Origin of the sequence: Clostridium sp. BSD9I1 (assembly GCF_900185645.1) — a bacterium.
GTDB lineage: Bacteria > Bacillota > Clostridia > Clostridiales > Clostridiaceae > Clostridium_AK.
In genome coordinates this window covers 42,332-57,554 of record NZ_FYAM01000011.1, presented here as the reverse complement: position 1 = coordinate 57,554, position 15,223 = coordinate 42,332, and the positions used below count along the sequence as shown (strand labels likewise).

The following is a 15,223-nucleotide window of genomic DNA, read 5'->3' as shown; positions in this document are numbered from 1 at the left end:
AAGTTGGTGAGATTAATTGCTTAATAATAGAATTGGATATGCATGCACTCCAATTTCTCTGCCCTATAAAACTTCAAGAAGCTTTATGTTAAAAAATTATAATGAGGATATCTTTAATGAATGCGTTAGAGAAAATATAAAGGATTTACTAAATATATTAAGATGGAATAAAGAAAATGAAATTTATATGTTTAGAATAAGTTCTGATATTATACCCTTTGGTAGTCATTCTATTAACGAAATAAAATGGTGGAATACTCATAGGGAAGCACTCAGAGAATGTGGGCAGTTTATAAAGGAAAATAATATTAGAGTTTCAATGCATCCAGGACAATATACGGTTTTAAATTCTCCAAATGAAGAGGTGGTGAAAAAAAGTATTGCAGATTTGGAGTATCATTGCAGATTTTTAGATAGTATGGAAGCTGATTATTCCAATAAGATTGTACTTCATGTTGGAGGAGTATATGGAGATAAGCATTCTGCAATAGAAAGGTTTAAGTATAATTTCTATAGATTGTCAGATTCCATGAAAAAAAGACTCATAGTTGAAAATGATGATAAAAGTTATAACATAGAGGATGTATTAGATATTTGTAATGAACTCAGTATTCCAGCGGTTTTTGATAATCTTCATCATAAACTTAACTGCTGCTCATTAGAAATAGAAGATATTTTAAATGCTGTGAAAAGCACATGGAAAGCTGAGGATGGACGGGTAAAACTTCATTATTCAGATCAGGATATGGATAAGAAAGGTGGAGCTCACTCTAAATTTGTTATTACTAAAAACTTTTTAAGCTACATAGAAAGTATTAAAAATTTGGATGCAGATGTGATGCTTGAAGTTAAGGATAAGGAAGTATCAGCTATAAAATGTACATATGCCCTTAAGGAGGATTTGGCCATATCAGAGAGAACAAAGCAGTGGGCAAAATATAAATATTCCTTAATGGAAAAGAATTATTCTTACTATAAAAAGTGCAGCAGCTTAGTAAATTCTAAGGTGCATATGAAAGAGGTTTACATGTATATTGACCAGTGTTTACAAGAGTCTTTTGATGAAGGAAATTTTGTAAATACAGCAGAGCATGTATATGGATATATAAAGGACAAAGTAACAATAAAAGAAAGAGAGAATTACAATGACCTTTTAAAAAGTCCTGCTGAAAATAAGGATAAGATAAAGAGTTTATTGAAAAAACTGTGTAAAAAATATAAAGCAGAGTATATAAATAATTCCTATTACTTTATTTATTAGCTTAAGTAAATATATTATAAAGAATTGTATATCAGAAGCAGGTTAATAAAATGAGGGAATAAAATTTAACAAAAGTACAAAAGTATGTTAAGATACAAATGAAAAAGAGTTAGTTAATGGAAGGAAATATTATGTATAAGATATTAGAAATTATAATGAAAATGACATTGGGATTTGTATTATGCGCATGTGGAACCGTAATGGCAATTAATTCCAATTTAGGATTAAGTCCATGGGATGTATTTCATCAAGGATTAACAAACTTAACTAGTTTAACTATGGGGCAGGCCAGTATTATAGTCGGAGTAGCCATAGTGATAATCACAAGTATACTAGGACTTAAGGTAGGACTTGGAACTATAGCTAATATATTAGTGATTGGATATTTTATAGATTTTATAATATATAGAAATATTATTCCTGTTTGCAATAATATATATTCAGGTATATTTATGATGATAGTAGGAATGTTTTTAATAGCAATAGGTAGTTACTTATATGTAGCATGTGGAATGGGATGCGGTCCTAGAGATGGACTTATGATTGTACTAGCAAAGATTACAGGTAAGCCAGTAGGAATTATAAGAGCAGCTATAGAAATTGCAGCATTAACTGTTGGATGGTTTTTAGGTGGATTTGTTGGAATTGGAACATTAATAAATGCACTTGGAATAGGCTATTTTGTTCAAATAGTTTTTAAGATATTTAGGTTTGATGCAAAGTCATTAAAACATAAAAATATGAAGCAAGGTTTTATATTTATGAAAGAGTGCATAACTCACTAAGATCATAAGCGAAAGTAAAGATTAGCTATAGTCATTCTTTGTATTTGAATTCAGTTTATTGTATAGTAGAATTATAATAGAAAGATGATTTGAAATAGTACTAGTGACTAGGGGTGAAGGTTTATGATTAGAGAATTAGAAGCAAATGATATAAATAAAGTTATGGAAATATGGAAACATGCTACTATAGAGGCACATAGTTTTATAGATAAGGAATACTGGTTAGATAAGTATAACGAGGTCAAAGGTGTATATATACCAATGTCTAAAACATTTATTTATGAAGAAAGTAATGATATAAAAGGATTTATAAGCATTTTAAATAATGACTTTATTGGAGCATTATTTGTGGACGTATCTAGCCAAGGAAAGGGAATTGGCAGCCAACTAGTGGATTTTGTAAAGGAAAGATACCATACACTAAGTTTAGCTGTATATGAAAATAATAAAAAGGCAGTAGAATTTTATAAAAGTATAGGCTTCATTTTATATGAAGAAAAAATAGATGAAGATACTAATGAAAAAGAATTAATTATGAGATGTGAATATTAGGGAAACTACAGGAGTTTATGAAGAATAAATTTCTGTAGTTTTTATTTTATAATAAAACTAACAAGAGTGTATGTTTTTAGGGATTTTTGTCGCGCAATTTTGTTAATAAAATAGAGGTTTTTCTATAAAAATAGAGAATTATATAAAAAATAAGTATATGGTAGGATATAGTAATAAAAGCAGAAATAAGGTAAAAATAAGCTATCTTTGATAATCTTAAGAGCGTTGATAAAGCAATTAAGGGGGTATTAAAAATTAATACTAATAGGCTAAGAATAAGCAAATATTTATTGAGATGGGTTATCCCGATGTTTTTATTAGTTGTAATATTAGGCTGCTTTTTTGTAAAGAGGAAGACTAACAAACCAATAATTATTGGATTTGCTTCTCAATTGACGGGAAGACAAGCTGAGCTTGGAGTTCAAGAACGTAATGGGGTACAACTGGCGATAGAAAAAATTAATTCTTCTGGTGGAATTGACGGGCGGAAAATTCAATTGATGACTCGTGATGATTTTGGCATACCCGAAAAGGCTAAGATAGTTGATAGTGAATTAATTAAGGAAGGGGCCGTTGCCATCATAGGGCATACAACAAGTGAACAAACCTTAGCAGGATTAAAGGTAACAAACCCTGCTAAGGTGGTAATGATAGGCCCAACTGTTTCTACTGCCGAACTAAGCAACTTAGATGATTATTTTTTTCGGGTGTATCCATCTTTTGAAGATGGTTTCCAAATTTTTTCAAGATATATTTATGAGAAAATGAATATAACTCAGCTGGCAATTATTTATGATATAGATAACTATGCATACTCCAACAGATATTGTAAAAACTTTGGTGATAGATTTGAAACATTAGGTGGAGATATAACTGGTGAAGCTAAGTTTTCTTCGATAGCTAAACCAGATTTTTTTCCATTATTGTCAAAGTTACGTGAAGCTAAGGCAGAAGGGTTACTTATTATAGCTTCAGATATCGACACAGCCTTTATTGCTCAAAGAGCTCGACTTATGGGATGGAATGTTCCACTATTTACATCATCTTGGGCCGCAACAGATAAACTAATTAAAATTGGTGGTAAGGCAGTTGAAGGGTTAATAATTGAGCAAGCCTATGCATTAGGCAGCCAAATACCAACTTTTAATAATTTTAAGCTTTGTTATGAAGATAGGTTTGGGAATGTACCATCATATGGAGCAACTCTTGCCTATGATGCTGCTATGATATTAGGAGCAGCTCTTAAAAGGACTGAAGGAAAAGCTAAGGGATTAAAGCAGGCATTAATGAACACTACTGATTTTCAAGGTGTGATGGGCACATTCTCTTTTAATCAATTTGGTGATGTTAAGCGGCCTCTTTATTTAAGTACAATTCGTAACGGTGAATTTATTAATATAGATATGTTGACTTACAGCGGCCGTGGGGGTGAGTAGATAATGGGGTGTATGAAAGAATCACCATGCCTTCGGCAATTAGTTTTACATTTATTACTTTTTCGTTTGTTTATTCCATTAGTCTTGGTAGGGGTTATTGCTAATGCAGGTATGGCTTATTTAGCTGAACAAAATCTTGTAAAACAACAGAAACAAGTAATACATTCAGTAGCTGATACAGTAGGTTATCATCTTGATCAAGGCGGAAGAATATTAGATGCTGTTGCTAGGGTAGCTGAAACATCAGGGGAGTCAAACTTATCAATTTTTATGGAAAGCACTTGGAAAGCCTACGGTTATTTTGAAACCATATATCATCTCGATAAAGATAATAAAATTATGTTAATGATGCCTTCTGATTATCGTTATATAGGGTTAGATATGTCTAATATACCAGGTTTCAAAAAAAGTGGAGGTAATAAAGATATTACTATTTCTCTACCATTTATTTCCCCTCGTACAGGTGAACCAACGGTTTACTTAAATAGAGCTCTTTCAAATGGAGGGTATGTGATTGGTGAACTGAACCTAGGGTTATTTCAACAGGAAATTTTAAGTATATCAGATACATCAAATAAAGATTTTGTATTTATTATGGATGGAACAGGTAAGCTATTAGCGCATCCATCTTCTGATATGGTTAAGCAGCAAATTAATTTAAGTAACCTAGAGATTTATCAGAGCATACTAACTGGGAAAGCTAATGATTTTTATATGTATAATGGAAGAAGAGTTATTGGTAGTGCTGCGAGGCTTGAAGGAACTGGATGGATTATTGTAGACCAAGTGCCATTGTCTATTTTTTTTAGTACATATGCGTTAACTTTGGGATTGACATTATTGGCATCAATAATTATTTGGCTGGTTTTGGTACGAAATTTAGGTAAGGAGCTTCAGCGATATGTGGTCACTCCTTTAGAGCATCTTAGTAGAGGAACAAATGCGTTAACAGCTGGAGATTTTAGTCAATATGATTCAATAGAATCTATTCCTACCGCATTTAATGAGTTAAATAAACTTGCAGCAGATTTTCAGTTCATGAATTATAATCTACAAGTGCGAGAAAATTCACTTCAAGAAAGCGAAAAGCGTTACCGAGGGCTCTTTAATAGAGTTCCAATCGGACTTTTTCGGGTTACCATAAGCGGTGAAATATTGAATGTTAACCCAATGGTTGTATTTATATTGGGATATCCAAGTAAAGAAGAATTATTTAAAATAAATATTAAAAACTTACTATATAAACCTTCAATGGATAATACAAAAGAGGAAGCTGTGATTGAAGACATATGGAATGAAAAAAGCTTTGAAACACAGCTTAAACATTATGATGGAACAATTATCTGGGTGCAGATAAATATAAACATTGTTTGTGATTCTAAAGATGAAAAGATGTACTTAGAAGGAAGTATTCAAGACATAACCCAACGTAAACACACAGAAAATATGATTAAGAAGCAGCAAGAACTCTTGCTTAAGGCAGAAATAGAACAGCGAGAAATACTAGAAAAAGCACTTGTTATGAAAGATCAGTTTATATCTTTAATCAGTCATGAATTTAAAACTCCTTTAAATGTCATTTATTCAGCTATTCAATTGATTGAGTGCATATATTTTAATCAAATATCAGATCGTGTTAAAGAACTTATTGGAAGTATAAAGATAAATACATTTAGGCAGCTCAGACTTGCAAATAATTTATTAGATATTACAAAGTTAAATTCAGGGCATTTTAAATTAAATATGAAAAACATTGATATAGTATTCTTGATTGAAGCTATTACTGAGTCAGTAGAGTTATATGCAAACCAAAAGAATATTGAAATATCTTTTGACTCAAATGTAATAAGCAAGATTATTAGTATCGATGAGGAAAAGATTGAAAGGATTATATTAAATATTCTTTCAAATGCTATAAAATTTACGGACAATGGTGGAAGGGTTGATGTTATACTTAATGAAAACAGTGAGTTGAACTTAGTAGAGATTAAAATAATAGACACAGGTATAGGAATTCCAAAAGATAAGCAGGAGTTAATATTTGAGCGATTTGGACAAGTTGATAGCAACTTATCTAGACAGGCAGAAGGTACGGGAATTGGATTATCCCTTGTAAAATCATTAGTGGATATTTTAGAAGGAACAATAGAAGTTGAAAGTGAATTAGGCGTTGGCAGCACTTTTATTATAAAATTACCTGTGAAGGAAGGAATAGTGGATGATGAAGTTGAAGCTTGTTTAGATTTTGATAATAGGCTAATAAATGAAATTAAAGTTGAGTTTTCTGATATTTATTTATGAGGCTTTAATTAATTGAGAATAGTTTTATGATAAAGGGAGATAGTTATGCAATTTATTGGAGATAAAGAGTACTGGGAGGAAAAGTTTGCATGTAGAGGAGATGAACCCTTAAGCGCAGAAAAATCACTGGTTGAAAACATTAAATACTTTAAAAAGGGTTCTGTTTTGGATGTTGCTTGTGGAGATGGTAGAAATGGATTATTCCTTATGGAAAATGGCTTTAAAGTAATAGGAGTTGATTTCAGCAGTAAAGCACTTGAGCGATTTAAAATGTTTGCTGAAAGAAGAAAGTATATTCTTAGTATAAAGCAAATCGATTTAAGCCAAGGTAGTTCACTTAAGGATATTGGTATATTTGATAATATTTTAATTAATCATTATAAATTAAGTAGTGAGCAACTTGCAGATATAGCAAATCATATAACAGATGGAGGCATTTTATTTATATGCGGTTTTGGGCATAAGCACAAGGTTGATCATAAGATAAAAAAAGAAGATTTAATTCAGGAAACGGATTTTATAGATATTAAAAAGTTGTTTCACTTAATTAAATACATTGAAAATGAGGATGACAGGGGATTTTTTGTTACCTATATTTTTCGTAAGATGGGATAAATGAAAAGTAATTGAAGCTAGCTATTACTTCGTGATATAATTTAAATTAAGGTAAGTAAATGGAGGGCAAATATGAACATATTAGTTAGTTCATACATTCGAGATTATTTGAGTGTAGTATGCAATATAACATTCACTTTTGGATACCAAGGGAAAGGCGCGTCCAAAATTGAATATATTGTGAATTGACTGAAGATATAATCCTTCAAACTTAGAATAAAATCTAATGAAATATTAATATATGCCTAAGTGGAAGTGTATCTTTCTACTTAGGTTTTTTTGCGCGCATTTTGGTGGGAGGGTATAAGAGAAAGGTTAATATATAAAAGGTTAACGGAGGGAATTTTTATGAAAATAAATAAGCGCAAGTTAGAATTGAACATAGTTAAAAATTATATATTTATTTTTTTAAGCCGATTAGATTTAACGCAAGGTATATGGATGATATATCTTTCTACAAAAGGAATGAGTTTAACTAAGCTAGGGGTTTTAGAAGGAATTTTTCATTTAGTATCTTTTTCTATGGAAGTACCTACAGGGGTAGTTGCTGATTTATGGGGAAGAAAAGCTAGTAGGGTAGTTGGAAGATTATTGTCAATGGTAAGCATGATAATACTAATATTTTCTGATGATTTCTATATGTTTACTTTGTCCTTTGCAACCTTAGCAATATCCTATAACCTAGAATCAGGGGCAGGAGAGGCCTTAATTTATGATTCTTTAAAAGCAATAGATAAGGAAAAAGATTATATAAAGATTAATGGCAAAAATGAAATGTTTATGCAGATAGGTAGTGTTGCAGCTTTAATTTTGGGAGGCTATTTAGGCTCTAAAGACTATCTACTGGCATTTGGAGTAAGTGCCATAATAGCTGCAATAACTTTTATGCAATCTTTTGCTTTTGTAGAGCCTGTAGAAATTATAGAAACTAAGGCAGCTACAGTATCTGAAGGAAAGACAAGAAATTTATTATTAAAACAAATCATAGATAGTGTTAAAATAATTAGGGATAATAAAAAAGTTGGGTTTTTAATTATCTTTATTAATATAATATCTCTTTTTGTTACTAGTTTATTTTATTATCTTCAAAATTACTGGAAGACTCAGGGTAGTTCTGAATTCAAAATAGGAATATACTTATCCATATCATCCTTGTTAGCTGGAATTGTAGCTACGAGGGTTTATAAATTAGAAAGGATTTTGAAAGAAAAAGGAATAATTATTTTTATGCCTATAATAATTGCTTTATCTATTTGGGGAATTGCATTAACTAGTCTATCCCAGGTCTTTTATATTATAATTGGGATTGCAGATTCTATTGTTTATGTAACTATAAGTGATTATATAAATAAATTAATTCCTAGTCAAAATAGGGCTACTATTTTATCTTTTCAAAGCATGCTTTTTAGTTTGTTTATGATATTGATATTCCCTTTAATAGGGAAGTTAGGAGATTCTTTTTCTCTGAAATTTGCTTTTGTATTTATGGCGTTTATAGCAAGTGTACTAGCTATAATAAATGTTTATATTTTAAGGAATGCAGATAAAAAACAATAGTTAAGATTGATAAAAAAGTAAAGATATATAGAATTATAATCACACGAAAGATGATCAATTAAAAAAGGAAAATTTTTGAAAAGAAAAGCTATTTCTTACTATACATTTTAATAAATAAAAGAGGCTGCCGCACTAAAAATTAGTGCGATATTCTTTAATTGTCGAGCTTATTGGAGAATAAAATATCATTAAATTTTCTGTGAAAAACACAACAAAACGCTGCCGCGTTAGCAAACTTTTTTATGCTAATGCGACAGCCTTTTATATTTATTAAAAAATGCTTGAATTAATTATGAAAATATTAGAGCATATGTAACACCTGCAACACCAATAGCGGCTAGGGTGTATACTATTTTAGCAGGCATTACTCCATCATTTTCAACAGACTTACCAAACATACCAAAAACAAATGGATGAACTAAAAATGGCATAGCAAAGATAAATGGAATCATAGCTGCTGCTTGTGCCCCGAACATACCTCCTTGAACTGCTGCAAACAATCCAAAGTGAGATAAAGCTGATGAAGCTGCCATAGATGCATCGCTTATAGGCATACCGCTAAGGCTTAACATTAAAAAGCTTGAGAATACTGCAACTACCTGTAGCCCAAAGGAAAATTGCATTAAGCCTTTAACTTCGATAGCTTCTTCACCCTTTGCATTTCTAAGTGTTTTTAAGGATATTACTGTTAGCCCAAGTCCAATAATAACTAGTGGAACAACCCAGCTAACTAATAGAGAACCACGTTCTGCGCTTGCTGCTAGTATAGAAAATACAAATACATGTCCGAAGAAAGGAATATTTATCATTATTGGTGCTCTAGATGCTGCATCTGGACCTAAGTCACCAGCAGTGCAAGCTCCAGTTAATCCTGAGTGAGAAAGTGCTCCTGCCATACCAGGTGCAAGGTTACGTACGTGATTAGCTTTTCCAAATAATATAAGTATTGATAAACCACCAAACATCCAAAATAACTGTCCAGAAAGACCATAGGTTAAAACTGCTCTCATCTCAGTAAGCTTTAATGCTTCGAGAATTTGTGAACCACCGACTATAAAGTTAGCGGCAAGCACTACTGGAATTCCAGCAAAAAGTAATGATCTAAGTGTTGGACCGAACTTCCAATTAGAAAGTATTGCACCCAATCCAGCAGACATAATCATAGCAAAAAAGATTTGGGGTAATGCAATAATTGGTTTAATCCACCGAGCAATGTTTGCTGAAATAATTAATATTATAAGAATAGCAAGAATTTCATATATACCTTTTCTTATATACTCTGATTTATCATTTACTGTTGCTTTATAATCAATTAAAATTATTGATCCAGCTATACCAATATAAGCTAAGATTGGATAAAAAGCTTTAAGTGGATCACCTACCGATGCCCCTATAATTAATCTATAAACTCCCTCTATGCCAAGAAGTATAAAAAAGGATCTCAGGATAAATACAAGTTGTGTACGTCTAGTTCCAAGAATAATCTCCTCATCGGATGGTATAAACATATCTTCGCTTTCTAATTTTTCGTGGGAGAGTATTTTTTTAAGTTCCTGTCCTCCAACAAAAAAGGAAGCAATTAGTGCAGTTATAGTTACCTTACTCATTAAAATTACTATAGGAAACTCATCTAAACCAGGTGTAGCAATATTACCTTTAACTAATGCTAATCCCATTCCCAATCCAAAGATTACTATAATTAGAATTGGAGAGTATTTTGTTCCAGCTACAACAGTACGAGCAATCAAAACAATAGGAATTAATAATAATAGTGTCAACCAAAGCTGGTTGAGCATTTGTACATGTACAACTTCTTCAACTAATTGTTCCATAGTGCCTCCTTAACATATAAACATCTTAATTATTTTTATATAATAGTAATATTAGCATAAAGAACGAAAATTATGTAAATTATTAGTGTGGATAGATGATAGATGATATTACCGAGAAAAAGCCACAGAAATTTATACAAACTTTTGTGGATTAAATAGTTGCTGAAATAACTAATCTTAAATTAGTGATGATAACCATACTATGTATACAAAAGGCCTATATTATAATTAGTATATATCCTAATAAGAAAAAACCCTTCAATTAATGAAGGGTTTTAAGTAATAATAAAACAATGTTCGATTTATTATGAAAATATTAATGCATACGCAAGACCTAAAGTTCCTAGAGAAGCTAATGTGTATACTATCTTAGCAGGCATTACTCCATCATTTTCAACTGACTTACCAAATATACCGAAAACAAATGGATGAACTAAGAATGGCATAGCAAATATAAATGGAATCATAGCTGCTGCCTGTTCTCCAAACATACCTCCCTGAACTGCTGCAAACAATCCAAAGTGAGATAGAGCGGAAGATGCCGCCATAGATGCATCGCTTATTGGCATACCGCTAAGGCTTAACATTAAAAAGCTTGAGAATACTGCAACAACTTGTGCTCCAAAGGAGAACTGCATTAAACCTTTAACTTCAGCAGCTTCTTCACCGTTTGCGTTTCTAAGTGTTTTTAAGGATACAACTGTTAACCCAAGACCAATAATAACTAATGGTACAACCCAACCAACTAACAAGGAACCACGTTCTGCGCTTGCTGCTAGTATGGAGAATACAAATACATGTCCAAAGAAAGGAATGTTTATCATTATTGGTGCTCTAGATGCTGCATCTGGTCCTAAATCACCAGCAGTACAAGCTCCAGTTAACCCTGAGTGAGAAAGTGCTCCTGCCATACCAGGTGCAAGGTTACGTACGTGATTAGCTTTACCAAATAATATAAGTATTGATAAACCACCAAACATCCAAAATAACTGTCCAGAAAGACCATAAGTTAAAACTGCTCTCATTTCAGTAAGCTTTAGTGCTTCAAGAATTTGTGAACCACCTACTATAAAGTTAGCGGCAAGCACTACTGGTATTCCAGCAAAAATTAATGATCTAAGTGTTGGACCAAATCTCCAGTTAGATAATATTGCACCTAAACCTGCAGATAGAATCATAGCAAAGAAAATCTGTGGTAATGCAATGATTGGTTTAATCCACTGTGCCACATTAGCTGATATAACTAATATCAAAATAATAGCAATAATTTCAAATACACCTTTTCTTATATAGTGTGATCTATCTGATATTGTTGCTTTGTAATCGATTAAAATAATTGAACCGCATATACCAATATAAGCTATAATTGGATAAAATTTTGCAAGTTGATCATTTGCTGGTACTCCCAAAATTAATTTGTTAACACCTTCGATACCCAGAAGTATGAAGAAAGATCTTATAATAAATACAAGTTGTGTACGCTTAGTTCCAAGAATAATTTCCTCATCGGATGGTACAACCATGTCTTCACTTTCTAATTTTTCATGGGATAGTATTTTCTTAAGTTCTTGTCCTCCAACAAAGAAGGATGCAATTAATGCAATTATAGTTACCTTACTCATTAAATTTACTATCGGAAATTCAGATAAGCCAGGTGTGGCAACGTTACCCTTAACTAGTGCTAATCCCATACCCAATCCGAAAATTACTATGATTAGGATTGGGGAATATCTCGTTCCGGCTACAACAGTACGAGCAATTAACACAATAGGAATTAATAATAATAGCGTTAGCCAAAGCTGATTAAGCATTTGTACGTTTACAATTTGTTCAACTAATTGTTCCATATAGTGCCTCCTTATTCTACAAATAATATTGTGAAATTCATACTAAGTAATAGTAGCATGGGAAGCGAAAAATGTCTACATTTGTCACGCTAAAAAATTATGAACAAATTGAAAATTAAATAAAATGAATAAAATTATTTAATTGTAATAAAATGAAAATATTTACTTTTATGCAGATGCTTGTTTGTAACTTAGTAGTTATATAATGCAACTTAGTATTATACATATTTACTTAATATGTTGAGTTGTTTATAGTTAAATTATAAATAATGCTTTTACAGGTGGTGTTAGATTGAAGATTACAATAGATGAATCCTCTAACAATTCAGAAGTAGAAATAATAATTAAATGTAAGGCAGTTGACGATGAAATTCATAGGATACTAACTATGATTAAAAACTCTGAAGAAAAAATTCTTGGAATAGTGGATGGTGCAACTCATCTTATAGAGGCCGAGAATATCTTTTATTTTGAAAGTGTAGATAAAAAAACATTTATGTATACAAAGTCACAGGTACTTGAAACACATTTAAAATTATATGAGGTTGAGAAAAAGTTAACAAAATATGATTTTTTTAGAGCCAGTAAGTCAACTGTAATTAATATTTCAAAGATTAAAAGACTATCACCAAAATTTAATGGAAAGCTGGAGGCGCTTTTAGAAAATGATGAAAGGCTTATTATTTCAAGACAATATGTGAGTGTTATAAAAGAAATTTTAGGATTATAAAGGAGGGGCTACATTGAAAAAGTTTGTAGAATTTACTGTCCAATTTAAATTTGTGTGGGGATTGTTTTTTACAGCAGCAATGTTATTATATACCACGATAAGTATGATTTTAGGTGCTAAATCTATGGAGTTTGTTGTTGTGTGGCAATTTGTTTTAATAACTCTTATTATTACTTCCTTTCATTATCTTATTTTTGGTGAGTTAATATTAAGTACTACTAAAACCAAATATAAAGTAATGATACATTCTATATTGTGCTATGTTACATTATTCACAGGGGGTACATTCCTTAATTGGGTAAGCATTTCAAATGTTATCTCTGTAATGATATTTACTTTAGGGTATATTACTTTATACTCACTATGTATGCTTTCATTTTATATTTATTATAAGTCAACTGGAGAGGAATTGAATAATAGGTTAACAGCATATAAACAAAATTTAAATAAGGAGAAAAGCCAATGATGAATATAATTGAAATCCAAAGTTTAACAAAGTCATATGGTAAAATTCGTGGCATAGAAAATGTAAGCTTACAGGTTAAACAAGGAGAAATATTTGGATTTATAGGACCCAATGGTGCCGGTAAATCTACTACCATAAAGGTGTTATTAAATCTCATTTTTCCAACCTCAGGAGAGGCGAAAATTTTTGGCTTAAATTGTGTTACTGAAGGGACTAAAATTAAAGAAAGCATAGGATATGTTCCAAGTGAAGTTAGATATTATGACAATATGAAGGTTTCTGAGCTTATCCATTATGCTGAATCCTTTCACAAAAATGTAGATAGTGATTATGTAGCGGAGTTATGCAAAATTTTTGATGTGGAACTTGATAAAAACATTTCTGAACTTTCTCTTGGAAATAGGAAAAAGGTTGCCATTGTTCAAGCCATGATCCATAAGCCAGGGCTTTTAATTCTAGATGAACCTACTAATGGCTTAGATCCTTTAATTCAGCAAAAGCTTTTTAATACGTTGTTATCTTTAAAGGGAAAAGGTACAACTATATTTTTATCAAGTCATAACCTTACAGAGGTGGAAGAGTTTTGTGATAAAGTTGCTATCATAAAGGAAGGCCAAATAGTAGATGTTAAAGATATATATAGTTTTACTAACAGAAAGGTAAAAAGAGTTACTCTAAAGCTTTCAGAAAATATTGAAGATGAAATTAGAAGCATTGGTGGAGAAATCTTAGATAAAGGTAAGGAAAGTTTGGTTTTTGACTACAATGGAAATATAAATAAGCTTATTTCCGTAATAATAAAATACAATTTAAAGGATATTACAATAGAAGAAAAGAAGCTATCGGAAGTATTCATGAGTTACTATAAGTAAGGGGGGAAATAAATGAATGTATTTAAGATGGAAGTAAAAAAGGGTATGAGACCCTTGAGTATATGGAGTATTGTTTGTGTGCTTTTGACTATTTTATTTATGTCTATGTTTCCTTCTATGAAGGATAGTGGTATGAAGGAAATAGTAAATACAAAAATGGATGCTATGCCTCAGGCAATATTAGAGGCTTTTAATTTAAAGAGCATGCCTGATTTTACAAAGTTAAATGAATATTTTGCATACGTTTTTCAATATATAGTGATAGCAGGAAGCATTTATGCAGGTATGTTGGGAGCAAAATCCCTCATCAAAGAAGAAAGTGAAGGAACTATAGAATTTCTTTATGCACAGCCAATAAGCAGGAATAAAATCGTTACAATGAAAATTTTATCTTCTCTGGCTTTATTTTATATATTTGTTGTAATAATGGCTGTTGCTTCAACTATAATATCGCTAATTGTAAAACCATCTGATTTAAAAATAATAAGCTTGATTACAGATATGAAAATGCTTTTTTCAGCATTCATGTTAGTAGGTTTAGTATTTATGGCTGTAGGGTTTTTGCTGTCTTCCTTAATTTCACATCTAAGACTTGCAATGCCTATATTCATGGGGTTTTTCTTTACAACATATCTTTTAGGTATGTTCTCTAATATGATAGATCAGCTTAAATTCCTAAAGTATTTTTCACCTTTTCACTATGCAGTACCATTAGAAATTATAAAAGATGGATTTGATGGAATAAGTATAGCTTTGGCACTGGTGATAATTTTTTTATCTATTTCAGTTACGTACATTACTTACAGAAAGAAAGATTTTAGAATATAAGTGGTCTGTGCTGATATCAATAAAATATATCTAAAGCCTGTGTCAGAATATATAAATATTTAGTATGACATAGGTTTTTAATTTTATAAATTGAGGAAATGTTTTTAATAAACTAATAATTGAAAAGCATCACTACTACTA

At 31.1% G+C, this 15,223-nt stretch carries 13 protein-coding genes; 11 read left to right on the top strand and 2 right to left on the bottom strand.

Features of this window, described 5'->3' with window-relative positions; all coding sequences use genetic code 11:
• Positions 1–16: 16 nt before the first annotated feature.
• From uvsE to BSD9I1_RS05625, 7 genes are all read left to right on the top strand, one after another.
• Positions 17–1,261 carry a UV DNA damage repair endonuclease UvsE gene (gene uvsE / locus BSD9I1_RS05655; protein ID WP_186429509.1) on the top strand — a complete coding sequence of 415 codons (1,245 nt, stop codon included), beginning with the start codon at positions 17–19 and terminating at the stop codon, positions 1,259–1,261.
• A 131-nt stretch (positions 1,262–1,392) separates the two neighbouring features.
• Positions 1,393–2,046: a YitT family protein gene (locus tag BSD9I1_RS05650; protein WP_186429508.1), complete on the top strand. Its 654-nt coding sequence runs from the start codon at positions 1,393–1,395 to the stop codon at positions 2,044–2,046.
• Between the two features lie 123 nt (positions 2,047–2,169).
• Entirely contained in the window at positions 2,170–2,598 is a 429-nt protein-coding gene (locus tag BSD9I1_RS05645; RefSeq protein WP_186429507.1) for an N-acetyltransferase, read from the top strand.
• Positions 2,599–2,906: 308 nt separating this feature from the next.
• The gene (locus tag BSD9I1_RS05640; RefSeq protein ID WP_186429506.1) at positions 2,907–4,034 is read left to right on the top strand and encodes an ABC transporter substrate-binding protein; all 1,128 of its coding nucleotides are present in this window, start codon (positions 2,907–2,909) and stop codon (positions 4,032–4,034) included.
• 3 nt (positions 4,035–4,037) lie between these two features.
• Positions 4,038–6,335: an ATP-binding protein gene (locus BSD9I1_RS05635; protein WP_242966424.1), complete on the top strand. Its 2,298-nt coding sequence runs from the start codon at positions 4,038–4,040 to the stop codon at positions 6,333–6,335.
• A 45-nt stretch (positions 6,336–6,380) separates the two neighbouring features.
• Positions 6,381–6,950 carry a class I SAM-dependent methyltransferase gene (locus BSD9I1_RS05630; RefSeq protein ID WP_186429505.1) on the top strand — a complete coding sequence of 190 codons (570 nt, stop codon included), beginning with the start codon at positions 6,381–6,383 and terminating at the stop codon, positions 6,948–6,950.
• A 348-nt stretch (positions 6,951–7,298) separates the two neighbouring features.
• Positions 7,299–8,507: an MFS transporter gene (locus tag BSD9I1_RS05625; protein WP_186429504.1), complete on the top strand. Its 1,209-nt coding sequence runs from the start codon at positions 7,299–7,301 to the stop codon at positions 8,505–8,507.
• A 290-nt stretch (positions 8,508–8,797) separates the two neighbouring features.
• Here BSD9I1_RS05625 and BSD9I1_RS05620 read toward each other — a convergent pair whose 3' ends face one another.
• On the bottom strand, positions 8,798–10,339 hold the full coding sequence (locus BSD9I1_RS05620; protein ID WP_186429503.1) for a hypothetical protein: 1,542 nt from the start codon (positions 10,337–10,339) through the stop codon (positions 8,798–8,800).
• 305 nt (positions 10,340–10,644) lie between these two features.
• Complete coding sequence (locus tag BSD9I1_RS05615; RefSeq protein WP_186429502.1) at positions 10,645–12,186, bottom strand: hypothetical protein; 1,542 nt, start codon at positions 12,184–12,186, stop codon at positions 10,645–10,647.
• A 292-nt stretch (positions 12,187–12,478) separates the two neighbouring features.
• Here BSD9I1_RS05615 and BSD9I1_RS05610 point away from each other — a divergent pair, with 292 nt between their 5' ends.
• From BSD9I1_RS05610 to BSD9I1_RS05595, 4 genes are read left to right on the top strand one after another with little or no spacing between them, the layout of a single operon-like run.
• Positions 12,479–12,916 (top strand): LytTR family DNA-binding domain-containing protein, encoded by a 438-nt coding sequence (locus tag BSD9I1_RS05610; RefSeq protein WP_186429501.1) that lies wholly within the window; start codon positions 12,479–12,481, stop codon positions 12,914–12,916.
• A 13-nt stretch (positions 12,917–12,929) separates the two neighbouring features.
• On the top strand, positions 12,930–13,382 hold the full coding sequence (locus tag BSD9I1_RS05605) for a DUF3021 family protein (RefSeq protein WP_186429500.1): 453 nt from the start codon (positions 12,930–12,932) through the stop codon (positions 13,380–13,382).
• A complete protein-coding gene (locus BSD9I1_RS05600) occupies positions 13,379–14,254 on the top strand; it encodes an ABC transporter ATP-binding protein (RefSeq protein ID WP_306345880.1) in 876 nt (291 codons plus the stop codon). The genes BSD9I1_RS05605 and BSD9I1_RS05600 overlap by 4 nt, the downstream gene beginning before the upstream one ends.
• 12 nt (positions 14,255–14,266) lie before the next feature.
• Positions 14,267–15,082 (top strand): ABC transporter permease subunit, encoded by an 816-nt coding sequence (locus BSD9I1_RS05595; protein ID WP_186429499.1) that lies wholly within the window; start codon positions 14,267–14,269, stop codon positions 15,080–15,082.
• Positions 15,083–15,223: the final 141 nt, after the last annotated feature.

Bases quoted from the DNA above. Each gene is read 5' to 3' on its own strand.
- BSD9I1_RS05635 (WP_242966424.1), top strand. From the start codon at position 4,038: ATGGGGTGTATGAAAGAATCACCATGCCTTCGGCAATTAGTTTTACAT.
- BSD9I1_RS05640 (WP_186429506.1), top strand. From the start codon at position 2,907: ATGTTTTTATTAGTTGTAATATTAGGCTGCTTTTTTGTAAAGAGGAAG.
- BSD9I1_RS05615 (WP_186429502.1), bottom strand. From the start codon at position 12,186: ATGGAACAATTAGTTGAACAAATTGTAAACGTACAAATGCTTAATCAG.
- BSD9I1_RS05600 (WP_306345880.1), top strand. From the start codon at position 13,379: ATGATGAATATAATTGAAATCCAAAGTTTAACAAAGTCATATGGTAAA.
- BSD9I1_RS05630 (WP_186429505.1), top strand. From the start codon at position 6,381: ATGCAATTTATTGGAGATAAAGAGTACTGGGAGGAAAAGTTTGCATGT.
- BSD9I1_RS05625 (WP_186429504.1), top strand. From the start codon at position 7,299: ATGAAAATAAATAAGCGCAAGTTAGAATTGAACATAGTTAAAAATTAT.
- BSD9I1_RS05650 (WP_186429508.1), top strand. From the start codon at position 1,393: ATGTATAAGATATTAGAAATTATAATGAAAATGACATTGGGATTTGTA.
- BSD9I1_RS05620 (WP_186429503.1), bottom strand. From the start codon at position 10,339: ATGGAACAATTAGTTGAAGAAGTTGTACATGTACAAATGCTCAACCAG.
- BSD9I1_RS05645 (WP_186429507.1), top strand. From the start codon at position 2,170: ATGATTAGAGAATTAGAAGCAAATGATATAAATAAAGTTATGGAAATA.
- BSD9I1_RS05595 (WP_186429499.1), top strand. From the start codon at position 14,267: ATGAATGTATTTAAGATGGAAGTAAAAAAGGGTATGAGACCCTTGAGT.